Origin of the sequence: Mycobacterium ahvazicum, assembly GCF_900176255.2 — a bacterium.
Lineage (GTDB): Bacteria > Actinomycetota > Actinomycetes > Mycobacteriales > Mycobacteriaceae > Mycobacterium > Mycobacterium ahvazicum.
In genome coordinates this window covers 1,955,892-1,972,448 of the sequence record NZ_FXEG02000002.1, presented here as the reverse complement: position 1 = coordinate 1,972,448, position 16,557 = coordinate 1,955,892, and the positions used below count along the sequence as shown (strand labels likewise).

The 16,557-nt window shown below is 67.3% G+C and carries 12 protein-coding genes; 6 read left to right on the top strand and 6 right to left on the bottom strand.

Features of this window, described 5'->3' with window-relative positions:
* From treY to MAAFP003_RS11490, 3 genes are all read left to right on the top strand, one after another.
* Complete coding sequence (gene treY / locus MAAFP003_RS11500) at positions 1-2,301, top strand: malto-oligosyltrehalose synthase (protein WP_096287012.1); 2,301 nt, start codon at positions 1-3, stop codon at positions 2,299-2,301.
* On the top strand, positions 2,294-4,015 hold the full coding sequence (treZ, locus tag MAAFP003_RS11495; RefSeq protein WP_096287010.1) for a malto-oligosyltrehalose trehalohydrolase: 1,722 nt from the start codon (positions 2,294-2,296) through the stop codon (positions 4,013-4,015). The genes treY and treZ overlap by 8 nt, the downstream gene beginning before the upstream one ends.
* Positions 4,016-4,084: 69 nt before the next feature.
* On the top strand, positions 4,085-5,314 hold the full coding sequence (locus MAAFP003_RS11490) for a serine hydrolase domain-containing protein (RefSeq protein ID WP_096287008.1): 1,230 nt from the start codon (positions 4,085-4,087) through the stop codon (positions 5,312-5,314).
* On the opposite strand, the gene MAAFP003_RS11485 is transcribed toward MAAFP003_RS11490, so the two are convergent.
* Positions 5,311-6,630, bottom strand: coding sequence for an aminotransferase class I/II-fold pyridoxal phosphate-dependent enzyme (locus MAAFP003_RS11485; RefSeq protein ID WP_096287006.1), 1,320 nt, complete (start codon positions 6,628-6,630; stop codon positions 5,311-5,313). The two genes, MAAFP003_RS11490 and MAAFP003_RS11485, sit on opposite strands and share 4 nt — an antisense overlap.
* A 40-nt stretch (positions 6,631-6,670) precedes the next feature.
* Between MAAFP003_RS11485 and MAAFP003_RS11480 the strand changes: the two genes are divergently transcribed.
* A complete protein-coding gene (locus tag MAAFP003_RS11480; RefSeq protein WP_096291069.1) occupies positions 6,671-7,321 on the top strand; it encodes a pyridoxamine 5'-phosphate oxidase family protein in 651 nt (216 codons plus the stop codon).
* Here the strand turns inward: MAAFP003_RS11480 and ilvA are convergent.
* The 3 genes from ilvA to MAAFP003_RS11465 all read right to left on the bottom strand — a co-directional run bounded on the left by ilvA (position 7,318) and on the right by MAAFP003_RS11465 (position 11,054).
* The gene (gene ilvA, locus MAAFP003_RS11475; RefSeq protein ID WP_096287004.1) at positions 7,318-8,613 is read right to left on the bottom strand and encodes a threonine ammonia-lyase; all 1,296 of its coding nucleotides are present in this window, start codon (positions 8,611-8,613) and stop codon (positions 7,318-7,320) included. The genes MAAFP003_RS11480 and ilvA overlap by 4 nt on opposite strands.
* A 43-nt stretch (positions 8,614-8,656) precedes the next feature.
* Positions 8,657-9,094, bottom strand: coding sequence for a nitroreductase family deazaflavin-dependent oxidoreductase (locus tag MAAFP003_RS11470; RefSeq protein WP_096291068.1), 438 nt, complete (start codon positions 9,092-9,094; stop codon positions 8,657-8,659).
* 67 nt (positions 9,095-9,161) lie between these two features.
* Positions 9,162-11,054, bottom strand: coding sequence for a lysophospholipid acyltransferase (locus MAAFP003_RS11465; protein WP_279304460.1), 1,893 nt, complete (start codon positions 11,052-11,054; stop codon positions 9,162-9,164).
* Positions 11,055-11,204: 150 nt separating this feature from the next.
* Between MAAFP003_RS11465 and MAAFP003_RS11460 the strand changes: the two genes are divergently transcribed.
* Positions 11,205-12,050, top strand: a complete 846-nt coding sequence (locus tag MAAFP003_RS11460) for a class I SAM-dependent methyltransferase (RefSeq protein ID WP_096287000.1) — start codon at positions 11,205-11,207, stop codon at positions 12,048-12,050.
* Here the strand turns inward: MAAFP003_RS11460 and MAAFP003_RS11455 are convergent.
* On the bottom strand, positions 12,047-12,442 hold the full coding sequence (locus MAAFP003_RS11455; RefSeq protein WP_096286998.1) for a MerR family transcriptional regulator: 396 nt from the start codon (positions 12,440-12,442) through the stop codon (positions 12,047-12,049). The genes MAAFP003_RS11460 and MAAFP003_RS11455 overlap by 4 nt on opposite strands.
* A gap of 60 nt (positions 12,443-12,502) precedes the next feature.
* Here MAAFP003_RS11455 and MAAFP003_RS11450 point away from each other — a divergent pair, with 60 nt between their 5' ends.
* On the top strand, positions 12,503-12,937 hold the full coding sequence (locus MAAFP003_RS11450; protein WP_096286997.1) for a PPOX class F420-dependent oxidoreductase: 435 nt from the start codon (positions 12,503-12,505) through the stop codon (positions 12,935-12,937).
* 31 nt (positions 12,938-12,968) lie between these two features.
* On the opposite strand, the gene dnaE is transcribed toward MAAFP003_RS11450, so the two are convergent.
* Complete coding sequence (gene dnaE, locus MAAFP003_RS11445; protein ID WP_096286994.1) at positions 12,969-16,535, bottom strand: DNA polymerase III subunit alpha; 3,567 nt, start codon at positions 16,533-16,535, stop codon at positions 12,969-12,971.
* Between the last annotated feature and the right edge of the window lie 22 nt (positions 16,536-16,557).

The following is a 16,557-nucleotide window of genomic DNA, read 5'->3' as shown; positions in this document are numbered from 1 at the left end:
ATGGCCTTTCCGGTGCGCGCTACCTACCGGTTACAGTTGCGCGGAGCCTCCAGTGGCAGCGCCTTCACTTTCGCCGATGCCGAAAACCTGCTGGACTACCTCGACGAACTCGGGGTGTCGCATCTGTATCTGTCCCCGATCCTGACCGCGGTGAGCGGCTCGGGTCACGGTTACGACGTCACGGATCCGACCACGGTGTCGCCGGAGCTGGGCGGTGCCGAGGGATTGGCACGACTGTCGGCCGCGGCGCGGGCGCGCGGCATGGGGCTGATCGTCGACATCGTGCCCAACCATGTGGGCGTCGACCAGCCCCAGCAGAATCCGTGGTGGTGGGATGTATTGCGGCACGGCCGATCATCCGACTACGCAACGTTTTTCGATGTCGACTGGGATCTCGACCCGGACGGCCGCATCGTGCTGCCGGTGCTGGGTTCCGACGACGACGCCGCGGATCTGACCGTCGACGGCGACCTGCTGCGGTTGGGCGATCTGGCGCTGCCGATCGCCCCGGGCACCGGCGAGGGCACCGGCCCCGAGGTACACCAGCGTCAGCACTACCGGTTGGTGGGCTGGCGTAACGGCATCGTCGGCTATCGGCGTTTCTTCTCGATCACCTCGCTGGCCGGGCTGCGCCAGGAAGATCGTGCGGTGTTCGACGCCAACCACGCGGAGGTCGCCCGCTGGGTCCGCGAGGAACTCGTCGACGGGGTGCGCATCGACCATCCCGACGGATTGACCGATCCCACCGGGTATTTGGCGTGGCTGCGCGAGTTGCTCGGGCCCACGGCGTGGATCGTGATCGAGAAGATCCTGGCCGTCGACGAGGCGCTAGAGCCGACGTTGCCGATCCAGGGCACCACCGGCTACGACGTATTACGGGAAGTCGGTGGGGTTTTCGTCGACCCGGCCGGAGCCCCCGCGCTGACCGAGCTCGTCGAGTCCGCCGGCGTGGACTATGACGGTATCCCGCGGCTGCTGGCCGACCTCAAGGTTGCGGTGGCCACCGAGACGCTCGGTAGTGAGCTGGGCAGGCTGCGGCGGGCCATCGTGGCGACCGCCGGGAAGGATCACCCGCAGCTGCCCGAGGCGGTGGCCGCGCTGCTCACCCACATCGAGCTCTACCGCAGCGACTACCGGGGCCTGAGCGCCGTCCTGCCGACCGCGCTCGCCGAAACTCAAGCCGCGCAACCGGAACTGGGGCCCGCACTGCAGGTGCTCGCCGCGGCACTGGCGTACGGTGGCGAACCCGCCGCGCGCCTGCAGCAACTATGCGGTGCGGTCACCGCCAAGGCCGTCGAAGACTGCTTGTTCTACCGCGACGCCCGGCTGGTCTCGCTCAACGAGGTGGGCGGCGAACCACACCGGTTCGGCGTCGGCGCCGCGGAGTTCCACCAGAGCGCGGCCACCCGCGCCCGGCTGTGGCCGCAGGCGATGACCACGCTGACCACCCACGACACCAAACGCGGCGAGGACGTGCGAGCCCGCATCGGGGTGCTGTCCCAGGTTCCCTCGCTGTGGGCGCAGTTCGTCGCCCGTTGGGAAACCGAGACACCGTCCCCCGATGCCGCGACCGGACAGTTTCTGTGGCAGAACATCTTCGGCGTGTGGCCACTCAGCGGCGAAGTCACCGCGCAGCTGCGCGACCGGTTGCACGGATACGCCGAGAAGGCTATCCGGGAAGCGGCGCTGCACACCTCATGGAACGAACCGGACTCCGACTTCGAGGATGCTGTGCACGCGTGGTTGGACGCCGTGCTGGACGGGCCGGTAGCCGGCCAACTGACCGAGCTTGTCGCCCAACTCAATCCGCACGCCACCAGCGATGCGCTGGGCCAGAAGCTACTCGCGCTGACGGTGCCCGGCGTCCCCGACATCTACCAGGGCACCGAGCTCTGGGACGACAGTCTGGTCGATCCCGACAACCGCAGGCCTGTCGACTATGCCGCGCGCAGGGCCGCTCTCGCGGAGTTGCGGCACCCGAAGCTGCGCGTCGTCACCACGGCGCTGCGGGTGCGCCGTTCCCATCCGGAGACCTTTCGGCAGGGTGGCTACCTTCCCGTGCTCGCCGACGGCGATGCCGGCGAGCACGTGCTGGCCTTCAGCCGGGGTGACGACATCGTGGTCGCGGTGACTCGCTGGACGGTGCGCCTGACCGAAACAGGCTGGGGCAATACAGTTCTGGCGTTGCCCGACGGCACCTGGAAAGACACACTCACCGGCGCCGTCGCCGAGGGTCCGACGTCGGCGACTCAGCTGTTCGCAGATTTGCCCGTCGTCTTATTGGAGCGCCACCATGGCTGATTTCCGGGTCTGGGCCCCCAAGCCCGCACAGGTACGTCTCGACGTCGACGGCGCGGTGCACGTGATGACGCGCACGGAAGACGGCTGGTGGCACGCGAGTGTCGACGCACCGCCGGATGCTCGCTACGGCTTCCTGCTCGACGACGACACCAAGGTGCTGCCCGACCCGCGATCACCGCGCCAACCCGACGGCGTGCACGAGCGCTCACAATTGTGGGAACCCGGCCACACGTGGACGGACGGCGACTGGGCGGGCCGGTCAGTCGAAGGTGCGGTGATCTACGAGCTGCACATCGGTACCTTCACCGCGGCGGGTACCTTCGACGCCGCGATCGAAAAGCTGGACTACCTGGTCGATCTCGGGATCGACTTCGTCGAGGTGATGCCGGTCAACTCCTTCGCCGGAACCCACGGCTGGGGATACGACGGCGTGCTGTGGTACAGCGTGCACGAACCCTACGGCGGCCCGGACGGTTTGGTCCGATTCGTCGATGCCTGCCACGCGCGAGGTTTGGGCGTGTTGATCGACGCGGTGTTCAACCACTTCGGCCCGTCGGGAAATTACCTGCCGCGGTTCGGCCCGTACCTGTCGTCGGGGAGCAACCCGTGGGGCGAGGGCGTCAACATCGCCGATGCCGACTCCGACGAGGTACGCCGCTACATCATCGGCTGCGCACTCCGGTGGATGCGCGACTTTCACGCCGACGGGCTGCGACTGGACGCGGTGCACGCGTTGGTGGACACCACGGCCGTCCACATCCTCGAAGAAATGGCAAGCGAAACCGACTGGCTGTCACAGCAAGTGGGCCGTCCGCTGTCGCTGGTCGCCGAAAGCGACATGAACGATCCGCGGCTGATCACCCCGCGTGATCACTACGGCTACGGGGTCACCGCGCAGTGGGACGACGACATCCACCACGCCATTCACACCGCGGTCTCGGGCGAACGCCAGGGCTACTACGCGGACTTCGGTTCGCTGGCCACGCTGGCCGACACGCTGCGCCGCGGCTTCTTTCACGCCGGCACCTATTCGTCGTTCCGCCGGCGCCGGCACGGCCGGCCGCTGGACACCAAAGCCATCCCGGCGAGCCGATTGCTCGCCTATACCTGCACCCACGACCAGGTCGGCAATCGCGCACTCGGCGACCGGCCTTCGGCGCACCTCACCGGTGGCCAGTTGGCGATCAAGGCCGCCCTGGTCCTCGGATCGCCCTACACCGCAATGCTTTTCATGGGTGAGGAGTGGGGGGCATCGACGCCGTTCCAGTTCTTCAGCTCGCATCCCGAACCGGAACTGGCCAAGGCGACCGTCGAGGGCCGCAAGTCGGAGTTCGCCGAGCACGGCTGGGACGCCGACGACATCCCCGACCCGCAGGACCCGCAGACCTTCGGTCGCTCCAAGCTGAACTGGGGTGAGGTCGACGCCGGCGAGCATGCACGGCTGCTCGCGTTCTATCGGGAGCTGATCGCCTTGCGACACAGCGACCCCGACCTGGCCGACCCCTGGCTGGAGCACCTCACCGTCGATTATGACGAGGAACTGCGCTGGATCACGTTGTCGCGCGGGCAATTACGCATCGCGTGCAACCTCGGCGACAAACCGGTCACGGTACCGGCCGCGGGCGATGTCGTCCTGGCGTGGGGTGAGCCGACCGCCGGCGAGGGCGGCACCGTGCTGGAACCGCAGTCGGTCGCGATCCTGCGGCACGGGTAAGACTCGACCTTTCGCGTCCTGCTCAGCTAGCGCTACCATCACCGCACCAATAACTGCGACGGAGCGGACATGGCGCAAAAGGTGCAGATGTCGGCCGACCTGATCGGCGGCGACGTCGACGAAGGGTACGGCAAGGTCGCGGATGCCTTCCGCCGCAACCTGAGCAGCGGCCAAGAGATCGGCGCCGCCATGGCGGTCTATCGGAACGGCCGCAAGGTCGTCGACCTATGGAGTGGCTACCGCGACGGCAACACCCGGGCACCGTGGCAACAGGACACCCTCGTCAACGTCTTCTCGACCACCAAGGGCATTGCGTCCCTCGCCGTCGCGGTGGCGGCTTCGCGGGGCTACCTCTGCTACGACGCCAAGGTGACCGACTACTGGCCGGAGTTCGCACAGGCCGGCAAAGAGGCGGTCACGGTTCGCCAGCTGCTGGCACATCAGGCCGGATTGCCTGTCGTCAAGCCGCCGCTGACGTTGCAGGAATTGGCCGACCCACCGACGATGTCGGCCAAGCTCGCGGCGCAGGTACCGGCATGGACACCCGGCACGCGACACGGCTACCACGGCATCACACTCGGCTGGTACGAGGGCGAGCTGATCCGTCGCACCGACCCCGCCGGACGCACGCTCGGCCGGTTCTTCGCCGACGAGATCGCCGGTCCATTGGGGCTGGATCTCTACATCGGGCTGCCGGATTCGGTGGACCGCGGCCGCGTGGCACTCCTGGATGCCTGGTCGTTCCCCCGGCTTCTGTTGCATCTGAATACGATGCCGCGGCGTTTCGTGCTGGCGTTGTTCAATCCGTTCGACCTCGCGGCGGCGTCGCTGACAGTCGCCAAGGGCGTCCAAGGCCTCGGTCAGTTCAATCGCGATGAGCTGCGCGTGGTCGAGATGCCCGCGGTCAACGGCACCGGCACCGCGCGCTCGATCGCCAAGCTCTACGGCAGCGCCGCCACCGGTTCGCCCCAGCTCGGTTTGACACCCGCTACCCTGCAGGCCCTACACAAGCCCGCGCTGCCACCGACAAAAGGACTGCGCGACAAGGTGTTACACATCGACACCACGTTCTCGCTGGGGTTCAACAAACCCATCCCGATGTGCATCTTCGGCTCGTCCGAAAACGCGTTCGGCACGCCGGGGGCGGGCGGCTCGTTCGGCTTCGCCGATCCCGACACCGGCATCGGATACGGCTACGTGATGAACAAGCTGGGATTCCACTTGATGAGTGATCCGCGGGAACTCGCGCTGCGCAACGCGCTGTTCTACGAAACCCTCGGTACCAGGCGCCAGGTCTAAACGCTGGATCGCCCGGCGGTGCGCAGCGCCCCGGCGATGGACTCGGCGAGCGGACTGATCTCGGCGTCGGCCAAATCGGCGATGGTGACCCGGATTCCGGCCGGGGTGCCGATCCGGAACCGCGAACCGGGTGCGGCGGCCCAACCCGAATTGATCAGCCGGGTGATCGCGACGGTCTCGTCGGGCACCGGGATCCACACGTTAAGCCCGGAGCGGCCGTGCGCGGCGATCCCACGGTCGGCCAGCGCCGCACACAGCCGGGTGCGGTTGCCGGTGTAGCGCTGCTCGGCTCGGCAAATGAGACGCTCGGCAGCGTCGTCGGACCACAACCGCACCGCGAGATCCTGCAGTAGATGACTCACCCATCCCGGTCCCAGCCGCAGTCGTCCGTGCACGCGCTCGACGGTGCGCTGATCTCCGGTCAGAACGGCCACCCGCAGATCGGGGCCATACGCCTTCGACGCCGACCGCACGAATGCCCAGTGATCGCTCGATCCGGCCAGCGAATGCAGCGGCACACCGGAAATACCGGCGCAATGGTCATCCTCGACCACCAGAACGTCGTGGCCACTCAGTAGCGCGCGCAGCTCGCCGGCACGCTGTGCGGAAAGCGCCGCGCCGGTCGGGTTCTGCGCGCGCGTGGTGACGACCAGCGCGCGCACCCCGTGGTTTAGTGCGCGGCCGACGTCGGCAACCAGGGGGCCGTCGTCGTCCACCCGTACCGGCTCGACCGAAAGTCCCAGCGCCCCAATCAAATCCAGTAGGTTGGCCCAGCCCGGATCCTCGACGGCTATCCGGTCGCCGGGGCGCAGCTGCGCGGTGAGTGCCCGCTCGATGCCGTCCAGCGCCCCGCTGGTCACCGCGAGATGGTCGGCCGGAACGCCGTCGGCGCTCAGCGCGGCACGGGCGGAGTCGACCAGCTCGGGTGACATGGCCGGTTCGCCGTACAGCACCGGGCGCCCGAGCGAATCATTAAGCGGCACAGCAGCAATGGGCAGCAATGCGGGAGCCGGATTGCCGGTGGACAAGTCGCGCACGCCGGCCGGGATGTCCAGGCCGAGCACCGACCGGGGCGTCGTGGCAGGGCGGTGCCGCACCCGGGTGCCGCGCCGGCCCGAGGTTTCGACGGCCCCGCGATCGCGCAGTAGGCGGTAGGCGGCCGCGGCCGTGTTGGGGTTCACACCGAGTCGCGCGGCCAGTTCCCGCACCGGGGGCAGCGAGTCACCGGGCGCCAGGGCGCCGCTGGAGATTCCCTCTTCGATGTTGGCGGCTATGGACTCCGCGCCCGTCCCCGCTATGCTGTATTGCACTGGCACATTTCCGATTATGTACTATTACAATAGTGAAGGCAATCCGATGGACTATCGCGCCACGTCCCGCACCACGCCCACCCGCTATCGGGAACGCGCCCGCTACGACCGCGACACCGTCCATCGCATCCTGGATGAAGCCCTGATCTGTCACCTGGGCTACCTCAACGCCGGCCGGCCGGTGGTCTTGCCGACCACACACGCCCGCCTGGACGAAACCCTCTACCTGCACGGTTCCACCGGCAGCCGGCCCATGCGCGGCGCCGGGGCGGGCCTGCCCGTGTGCGTCACCGTCACCCTGGTCGACGGGCTGGTGCTGGCCCGCTCGGCGCTGCATCATTCGCTGGTCTACCGCTCGGTGATGGTGCTCGGCGACGCCCGCCTGGTTGACGACCCGGCGGAGAAGTCGCGCGCGCTGGCTGGGCTGCTCGACCACATCGCGCCCGGACGGGCCGCCGACTGCCGGGCGCCGAACGCCAAGGAGCTTGAGGCGACCGCGGTGCTCGCCCTGGACCTCGTCGAAGTCTCGGCCAAGGTGCGCGACGGCGGGCCCGTCGACGAGCCGCAGGATTACGCGCTACCGCACTGGGCCGGCGTGGTTCCGCTGAGTATGACGGCCGGTGCACCGATACCGGCCGACGACCTCGACCCCACTACCCCGGCGCCGGACTATTTGACGCCCTACTCGCGCGCCTAGAGCAGCAGATAGCGGTAGGCCGGCGAACCCGGCTGCAGCGTCTCGAAGTGGATCTCGGTGTCGCGCATCCGGTCCAGCAGGTCGTCCAGGTCGGCCGACGAACCCAGCTGGATGCCGACCAGCGCCTCGCCGGTCTCGCGGTTGTTGCGCTTGACGTACTCGAACAAGGTGATGTCGTCGTTGGGCCCGAGCACGTCGTCGAGGAACCGGCGCAACGCACCGGGCTCCTGCGGGAAGTCGACCAGGAAGTAGTGCTTAAGGCCGAGGTGGACCAGGGAGCGCTCGAGCACCTCGCCGTAGCGCGACACATCGTTGTTGCCGCCCGAGATGAGGCACACGACGGTGGACCCGGGCTCGACGTCGGTTTCCAGCAGGCCGGCCACCGACAGGGCGCCCGCCGGCTCGGCGATGATGCCCTCGTTCTGGTAGAGGTCCAGCATCGCGGTGCACACGGCGCCCTCGTCGACCGCCGTGATCGACACCATGTCGCCCGCGGCGGCCAGAGCGGCATGCGTCAACGTTCCCGCCCGCTTCACCGCGGCGCCGTCGACGAACTGGTCGACATGGTCCAGCGTCACCGGCTCGCCGGCGGCCAGCGCCGCCATCATCGCCGCGGCACCGGCGGGTTCGACACCGAGCACCGCGGTGTTCGTCGTGCGTTCGGACAGATAGGTCGTGATGCCCGCGATGCAGCCCCCGCCGCCCACCGGGACCACCACCAGATCGGGCTCCGCGAAACCAAGCTTGTCGAGTTGGTCGAGCATCTCCACGGCGATCGTGCCCTGGCCGGCCATCGTGCGCGGGTCGTCATACGGCGGCACCAGCGTCGCCCCGGTGCGTTTGACGTCTTCGAGGGCCGCCTCGGCGGCCAGATCGTAGGTCGATCCGCCCACGATCAGCTCGATGAAGCCGTCCCCGTGGTAGCGGATGCGGTCGCGCTTCTGCTTGGGCGTTTTGGCCGGCACGTAGACGCGGCCCTGCACGCCGAGGGTCCGACAGGCGTAGGCGAAGCCTTGCGCGTGGTTGCCGGCCGAGGAGCACACCACGCCGGCGCCGATCTCCTCCGCGGACAGCTGCACCAGCAGGTTGTAGGCGCCGCGCAGCTTGTAGGAACGCACGATCTGCAGGTCTTCGCGCTTGAGGTAGACCTGCGCACCGGTGATCGCCGAAAGCCGATCGCTGTACTGCAGCGGGGTCGGGGTGACGACCGCGGCGATCCGCTGAGCAGCGCTGTCAATGTCGGCCGCGCGCAGCGGCGACATGTTCGGGCTCTGGGTCAGTTCGGCGGACACCGGTTAATGGTGCCACGCACCCCCCGCCACCTGCCTAATCGGCTCAGCTCACCGGCGTCAGCACGAACACCGGAATCTGGCGATCGGTCTTCGTCTGATATTCGGCGTAGTCCGGCCAGGCCGCCACGGCACGCTCCCACCACACGGCCTTCTCGTCCCCGAACACCTCGCGAGCGTCGTAGTCACGAGTGACCGACCCGTCCTGCAGCTCGACCCGCGGGTTCTTGACGATGTTGTAGTACCAGACCGGGTGCTTCGGGGCACCGCCGAGCGAGGCGACGACGGCGTACTCCCCGTTGTGCTCGACGCGCATCAGCGGAGTCTTGCGCAGCTTGCCGGTCTTGGCGCCGATGGTCATCAGCAGAATGATGGGCTTGCCCTTCATGTCCGCTGCCTCGGCGCCGCCGGATTCGGCGTACTTGTCGGCTTGTTCGCGGGACCAATCCCAGGGGCTGGGTGCGTATTCACCTTCGAGTGGCATGGCCACCACTGTATGCCCGTTTCGGTGCCGCCGGGCGGGCGCGAATTGGCGCGCAAGCGGTTTGGCGTCAGACCTGCGCGCGGGCGAGTTCGGCGATTGCGTTGACGCGCCGGGTCGCCGTCGCGATCTCGTCCGCGAACTCCTGGCGGCGCTTGGCGAGTTGCTCGGAATCCGACCCGTCGACCAGCTCGCGGTGGCGCGCCAGCCGCAGCGCGGTCTTGAACAACTCCATCGACCTCGACTCGGCGCTGGCGATTCTGCGCTGCAGCTCCCACTGCTTGCCCAACTCCAGACATTCGGCGAGGAAGGCGTTTTCGTCGAGGGACTCGTCCCCCAGGGCGGCCAGCCGGTCGGCGACGATGTGATACGCGTCGAGGAACGGCCGCAACACCAAGTGCGCCAACAACACATCGGCCGCCGCCAGCAGCCCACGCACGTCGGCGGCGGCCGCGGCGTGACTGGTGTCCACCGCCCCGATCAGGCGTACCTCGTCGGCGAGCTCCTTTTCGAACTGGGCGCGGCCGGAAAACAGGAACTCGAACTTCAGCAACTCACGCAGACTCAGCGCCTCGTCGCGCACCGTCACCGGAGACACCATGCCATCGGCGGAATTCTCGGCGTTTTCGGCGGCGGCCAGCAACGCCGTCTCGGCGATCGCGCGATCGACCAAGATGTGGATCGCGGTATTGCGGTAGAACGCCGCGACCAAGTGCTGGTCCTCGCCGATCCCCCACACCGCCTCGGTGCCGGCGTCGTACACGCTGACCACACCGGAGGCGACGAGCTGGTGCAACGTCCACCGGATGGTGGAGCGATTCGTCAAGTCCGCCGCCCCGGCCACCGACCAGTTTCGCGCCGTGATGTAGCTGGCCAGAGGTCGCACGGTGGCCAGCACCTCGCTGATCGACAGCGACCGGTCCGCACCCAGCAACGACAGACTCACCACCGCGGTGGGAGTGACCGGCGTCGCGCGGTTGATCCGGTGTTCGACGTCGAGTGCGATGCGTTCGATCTCGGTCCCGGTCCCGGCCTCATCGCCGCGCATTTCCTCGAGGCGTTTGCGCAGCGGCAGCGGCTCGCCGAAGTCCAGGTACGCGCGACCGAGCCGCTTGCCCTGCTGGCGCGCCAAGCCGACCAGGAAGCGTAGATCTTCGGGCCGTTTCACCGCCCCGTAGGCTTCGGTGGTCATCGCCTCCACCTCGTGCAGCTGGTCGTAGACGATCGAGGTCGGCACCAAATACACTTCGGGGCCGTCGATTTCGTCGACGGCGTCGGTGAGGTAGCGCAGGATCCCGAACACCGGTGGCCGCAGCTTGCCGGTGCGGGTGCGCCCGCCTTCGATCGACCAGGTGACGTTCGTGTGGTTTTGCACCAGCTGAGCGATGTAGGCGCGCAACACGAACCGGTAGACGGGGATGTCCTTGGTCTGGCGCCGGATGAAGATCGTCCCGGTGCGCTTGGCGAAGGCGCCCATCGGGAAGAAATTGAGATTGGCGCCGCCGAATGTGAAGGCCGCGGACAGACGGTTGTCCTGGATCTCCTCGGGCAGCAGCATGCCGTCCAAGTAGGACCGGTGCGAAAAGGCAAAGGCCAGCGTCGCTTTGCGATCCAGTTTGCGCAGTTGCGCGATCTGGTCCTCGTCGACCAGTACGTCGTAGGCCCGCATCAGCCAGCGGCTGAACCCGCGCCAGCCTTGCACCGCCCGTTCGTCCAGCGAGGCGGCCATCTCGCGCAGGTAGCCGGCCGCCTCGGCGCGCACGTCGCCGGCGTCGCGACCCAGCTCGTCGGCCAGCGCGGCCAGCCGCTCGTCGTACCACGAGGCGCCCAGCAATTGGGCCACCGCAACCGGGTCGCCGGGCACCGGCGTCACCGACTCCTCAATAATTCCGGGGCGCTGCAACATCTTTCGCACCCCGACGCGGCCGAATTCACGCGCTGTGGCGAGCCGCCCGCCGGTCACGCGCCTCGCACCGTTCTCGTCATTGGCGTTCTCCTTTGCCCACATCCCTTCGGTGAGCGTACGTCCGCCGTTGGGTGGCACGGAACACAATTCACGATTTGGCGGGCGGACCGACCTGCCCGATCGACGGGCGCCGAGTACCTTCGGAGCATGCGGCCCCAACCCGGTCTCGGCGCGAGCAACCTCACGCCGCTCGAGGAGACCGCGTTGCTGACCCAATACGCCCGGGCCCTGGACAGCCGATGGCCGCGACCCATTCTCGCGGATCCGCTGGCCGCCGACATCGTCGACACGATCGACTACGACTTCGCGGGGCTCGGCGTCCCGGCGAGCGTGGTGTGCCAGACGGCGCTGCGCGCCAAGATGCTCGACGAACGGGTGCGGGCCTTCACCGCCAAGCATCCCGATGCCGTCGTCGTCGACCTGGGCGCCGGGCTGGACTCGGGGCCGTTTCGGGTGCGACCACCCGCCACCGTCGACTGGTACAGCGTCGACCTTCCGGGTGTCAGCGCGCTGCGCCGCCAGCTGTTGCCACCCAGCAGGCGGGCCCACGTGGTAACCGCCTCGGTGGCCGATCAGAGCTGGCCCAACACCATTCCCAGCGACCGGCCGGTGATGGTGATCGCCGACGGGCTGTTCGCGTTCTTATCCGAACCGGTGCTGATCGCCCTCTTTCGGCGCATCACCACGTATTTCCCGTCCGGCGAACTGGCCTTCAACGACTACGGCCGCATCGGCTGGCTCACCCGGCTCGCGGTGAAACTGGCCCCGCAGCGGATGTTCAGCACCGTCGGCGCCCAATGGGGCTTTCCCGGGTTCGAGGACCCGCACGTGCCGCAGACCTGGAATCCGTCGCTCCAGCTCGTCGAAGAGGTCAGCCTGGCACACGCTCCCGAGGTCGAGCTGTTTCCGGGCTGGATTCGGTTCGCCACCAAGGTTTCCGGGATGTTCGAGGTCTCCGCGCGCAAAGCGCGGATCTTGCGCTATGAGTTCTAGGCCGGATGGATGCCGCAGGTGCAGGCGTCGATCGACGGACAGGTGCAGCTCATCCCCCACTCGATAACGGCCCGCGCCCGTGCCAGCGACGCCATCTGGTCGTCGATCTCGGCGAGTTTGGCCTGCGCCAACGCGCGGCTGGCGGGGCGACCCGGCGCATCGTCGGCGAACAGCAGCTGGATTTCTTCCAGCGCAAAGCCGGCGGATTTGCACAGTCGGATGACCTCCAGCCGGGCCAGGATCGAGTCGTCGTAGCGGCGCCGGCCTGACAACCGCGCGGGTGACGGCAGCAGCCCGATCTGCTCGTAGTAGCGCAGCGTCGTCGCGGCCACCCCGGTCTCACGCGCGACATCGCCGATCGTCAGCGTCGTCCGCACGGCAGCGGCAGCCATCGAGCCTCCCGGAATCCCAGCACTTGACTTCGAGTCAACTCTAAGTCGTTGACTGGGACCATGCAGCACAGCGCACTCGGCGATGCCCGCTACGTCCTGCTCCGATCCTTCCGGCGCGACGGCACACCCCGCGACACTGCGATCTGGTTCGCGATGGACGGCGACGCACTGGTGTTCCGGACCAAGGTCGGGCCCAAGACCAAACGGCTGACGGCCCACCCCGACATCGAACTGCGGGCGTGCGACCACCGCGGCCGGGTGCGCGACGGGGCACCGACGCTGGCCGGGCGCGCCACGCTGCTGTCGGGCGCCGACGCCGAGCGGGCCAATCGGCTCCTGCACCGGCGCTACGGCTGGCAATGGAACATCGTCCCGCTGATCAAGGTGCCGGGCGTGACCAACGTGCACCGGGATCTGGGTCTTCGGGAGAAGCTGCGCCGGGCCCGCGATCGTGGGGTCTGGTCCGACAGCGTCATCGTGCGGGTGGAGCTGTAGGGGCGCGTCGAGCGATCCCGACCGGCGGCGACTAGCTGCCCAGGCAGCCCGGGCCGAGCAGTTCCTTCAGGTCGCCCATCAGCGCCGGCGACGGCGTCACCCGCAGCGACTGATCGAGCTCCAGCGTGGTGATCCGGTCTCCGCTGATCAGCCGCAGATGCACCTGCGAGGTGCCCGGATGCCGCGCCAGCACCTGCTTGAGTGCGCTCACCTTGTCGATCGTGCACTGCCGGGTGGGCAGGCTGACCGCGATCGGCCGGTTCGGCTGGGCGTTGGAAAAATCGGGCACCACAAGCTCATTGGCGATCAGTGAGATCCGGTCGTCGCGGATCGCGACCTTGGCGTTGATCAGCACCACCGCGTCGTCGACAATGTCGGCGCCGTAGGCCGAGTACGCGTGCGGGAAGAACATCACCTCGATGCCACCGGTGAGGTCCTCCAATTGAGCTGATGCCCAAGGCATTCCATTCTTGTTGACCCGACGGTTCACCGAGGCCAGGATGCCGCCCACCCGCACCTGGGTCTCGTTGCCGACGTCGCCGTCCAGGATCGCGGGAATCTGCGTGTCCACCTGCGCGGACAGCAGGTGCGCGACCCCGTTGAGCGGATGCCCGGACACGTAGAGCCCCAGCATTTCTCGCTCGAGGGCGAGCTTGTGCTTGTCTTCCCATTCGTCCTCGGGCACCCGGATGGTGAACACCGCGTCTCCGCCGGCATCGCCGCCGCCGAACAGGTCGTACTGGCCCATCGCCTCGGCCTTCTTGGTGCCCAGCACCGAGTCGACGGCGTCGGTGTGCACCAGGAACAGCCCCTTGCGGGCATGCCCGAGGGAATCGAACGCGCCGGCCTTGATCAGCGATTCAGTGACCTTCTTGTTGCACGCGGAGATGTCGATTTTGTTCAGATAGTCCGAGAAATCGGTGAATTTGCTTTTCTCGCTGCGGGTTTTGATCAGCGAGCCCACCACGTTGGCACCGACATTGCGCACCGCGCCCAAGCCGAAGCGGATGTCCTTGCCGACCGACGCGAAGTTGACCAGCGACTCGTTGACGTCCGGCGGCAGCACGGTGATGCCGAGCTTGCGGCAGTCGGCCAGGTAGACCGCGGCCTTGTCCTTGTCGTCGCCCACCGACGTCAACAGCCCGGCCATGTACTCGGCCGGATAGTTGGCCTTCAGATACGCGGTCCAGTACGAGACCAGGCCGTAGCCGGCGGCATGCGACTTGTTGAACGCATATCCGGCGAACGGAAGAATGGTGTCCCACAACGCTTTCACCGCTTTTTCGGAGAAGCCGTTGGCGGTCATACCCTCGTAGAAGCCTTTGTACTCGGCCTCGAGCACCTCGAGCTTCTTCTTGCCCATCGCCTTGCGTAACGCGTCGGCCTTACCCATCGTGTAGGAAGCAACCTTCTGGGCGATGAACATGATCTGCTCTTGATAGACGATCAAACCGTAAGTCTCGGAGAGAATTTCGCGCAGCGGCTCCTCGAGCTCCGGGTGAATCGGCTTGATCGCCTGACGCGCGTTCTTGCGGTCGGCGTAGTCGTTGTGGGCGTTCATGCCCATCGGTCCGGGCCGGTACAGCGCCAGTACGGCAACGATGTCGTTGAACTCGGTGGGCTGCATGCGGCGCAGCAGGTCGCGCATCGGTCCACCGTCGAGCTGGAACACACCCAGGGTGTCGCCGCGGCCCAGCAGTTCGTAGGTAGCCTTGTCGTCGAGCGGAACCGACTCCAGGTCGAGGTCAATTCCCCTGTTGGCCTTGATGTTATCCAGCGCGTCGCCGATGATCGTCAGGTTGCGCAGGCCCAGGAAGTCCATCTTCAGCAGGCCGATGGCCTCACACGACGGGTAGTCCCAGCCGGTGATGACGGCGCCGTCCTGCGGACGCTTCCACAGCGGGATCGCCTCGGTCAGCGGCTCGCTGCTCATGATCACCGCGCAGGCGTGCACGCCGGCGTTGCGGATCAGGCCCTCCAGGCCGCGCGCCGTCTGGTAAATCGTGCGCACGTCCGGATCGGTTTCGATCAGGCTGCGAACCTCGGATGCTTCCTTGAACCGCTCGTGATTCGGATCGGTGATGCCGGACAACGGGATGTCCTTGGCCATGATCGGCGGAGGCAACGCCTTGGTGATCCGGTCGGCGATCGCGAACCCGGGCTGCCCGTAATGGATGCGCGCCGAATCCTTCAGTGCCGCTTTGGTTTTAATCGTGCCGAAGGTAATGACCTGGGCGACGCGGTCGGAGCCCCACTTGTCGGCGGCGTAGCGCACCATCTCACCGCGCCGACGGTCGTCGAAGTCGATATCGATATCGGGGGCCGACGGACGCTCCGGGTTGAGGAAGCGCTCGAACAGCAGACCGTGCGGAATCGGGTCAATGTTGGTGATGCCCAGCGCGTAGGCGACCAGCGAGCCCGCCGCCGAACCACGCCCCGGCCCGACCCGTATGTCGATCGACTTCGCGTGGTTGATCAGGTCGGCGACGATCAGGAAGTAGGCCGGAAAACCCTTGTCGCAGATGACCTTGATCTCGTACTCGGCCCGGTCGATGTAGTCCTGGCCGACACCGGATCCAAAGCGCCGCTGCAGGCCCGCCATCACCTCGTGGTGCAGCCAGGTCGCCTGGTCATGTCCCTCGGGCACCGGGAAGACCGGCATCCGGTCGCGCGGCGCCCACACGTCGGCGTAGGACTGCACGCGCTCGGCGATCAGCAGGGTGGAGTCGCAGGCACCGGGCACGACGCCGTCCCAGATCTGGCGCATCTCGGCGGCCGACTTCAGGTAGTAGCCGTCGCCGTCGAACTTGAAGCGGTTGGGGTCCGACAGCGTCTTGCCGGTCTGCACGCACAACAGCGCCTCGTGGTTGTGTGAGGCGTCTCGGGTGACGTAGTGGCAGTCGTTGGTGGCCAGCGGCGCGATGTTGAGCTTGCGGCCGATCTCGAGCAGGCCGTCGCGGACCCGCGTCTCGATCGACAGCCCGTGATCCATCAGCTCCAGGAAGAAGTTGTCGGCGCCGAAGATCTCGCGCCACTTGGCGGCCGACTCCAGGGCCTCGCGTTCATGCCCCAGCCGAAGACGCGTCTGCACCTCGCCCGACGGGCACCCGGTCGTGGCGATGATGCCCTCGGCGTGCTCGGCGATCAGCTCGGCGTCCATGCGCGACCACTTGCCGAGCTGTCCCTCGAAGGAGGCCAACGACGACAGTTTGAACAGGTTGCGCAACCCGGTGGCGTTTTCGGCCACCATGGTCATGTGGGTGTAGGAGCCACTACCCGAAACGTCGTCCGACTTCTGGCTGGGATCACCCCACAGGATCCGCTTGGTGTCGAAGCGCGAGGCCGGCGCGATATAGGCCTCGACGCCGATGATCGGCTTGATCCCTACCTTGGTCGCCGCGTTGTAGAACTCGCTGGCGCCGAACATGTTTCCGTGGTCGGTCATGCCGACTGCGGGCATTTCCAGCCGCTGGACCTCGGCGAGCATCGGCGTGATCTTCGCGGCACCGTCGAGCATCGAATACTCGGTGTGATTATGCAGGTGCACGAACGACGACTCGCGACGAACGCTCGCGTGAGGAGGAATCGGACCGGCCATAGGCACGTCAGTCTATGACCGA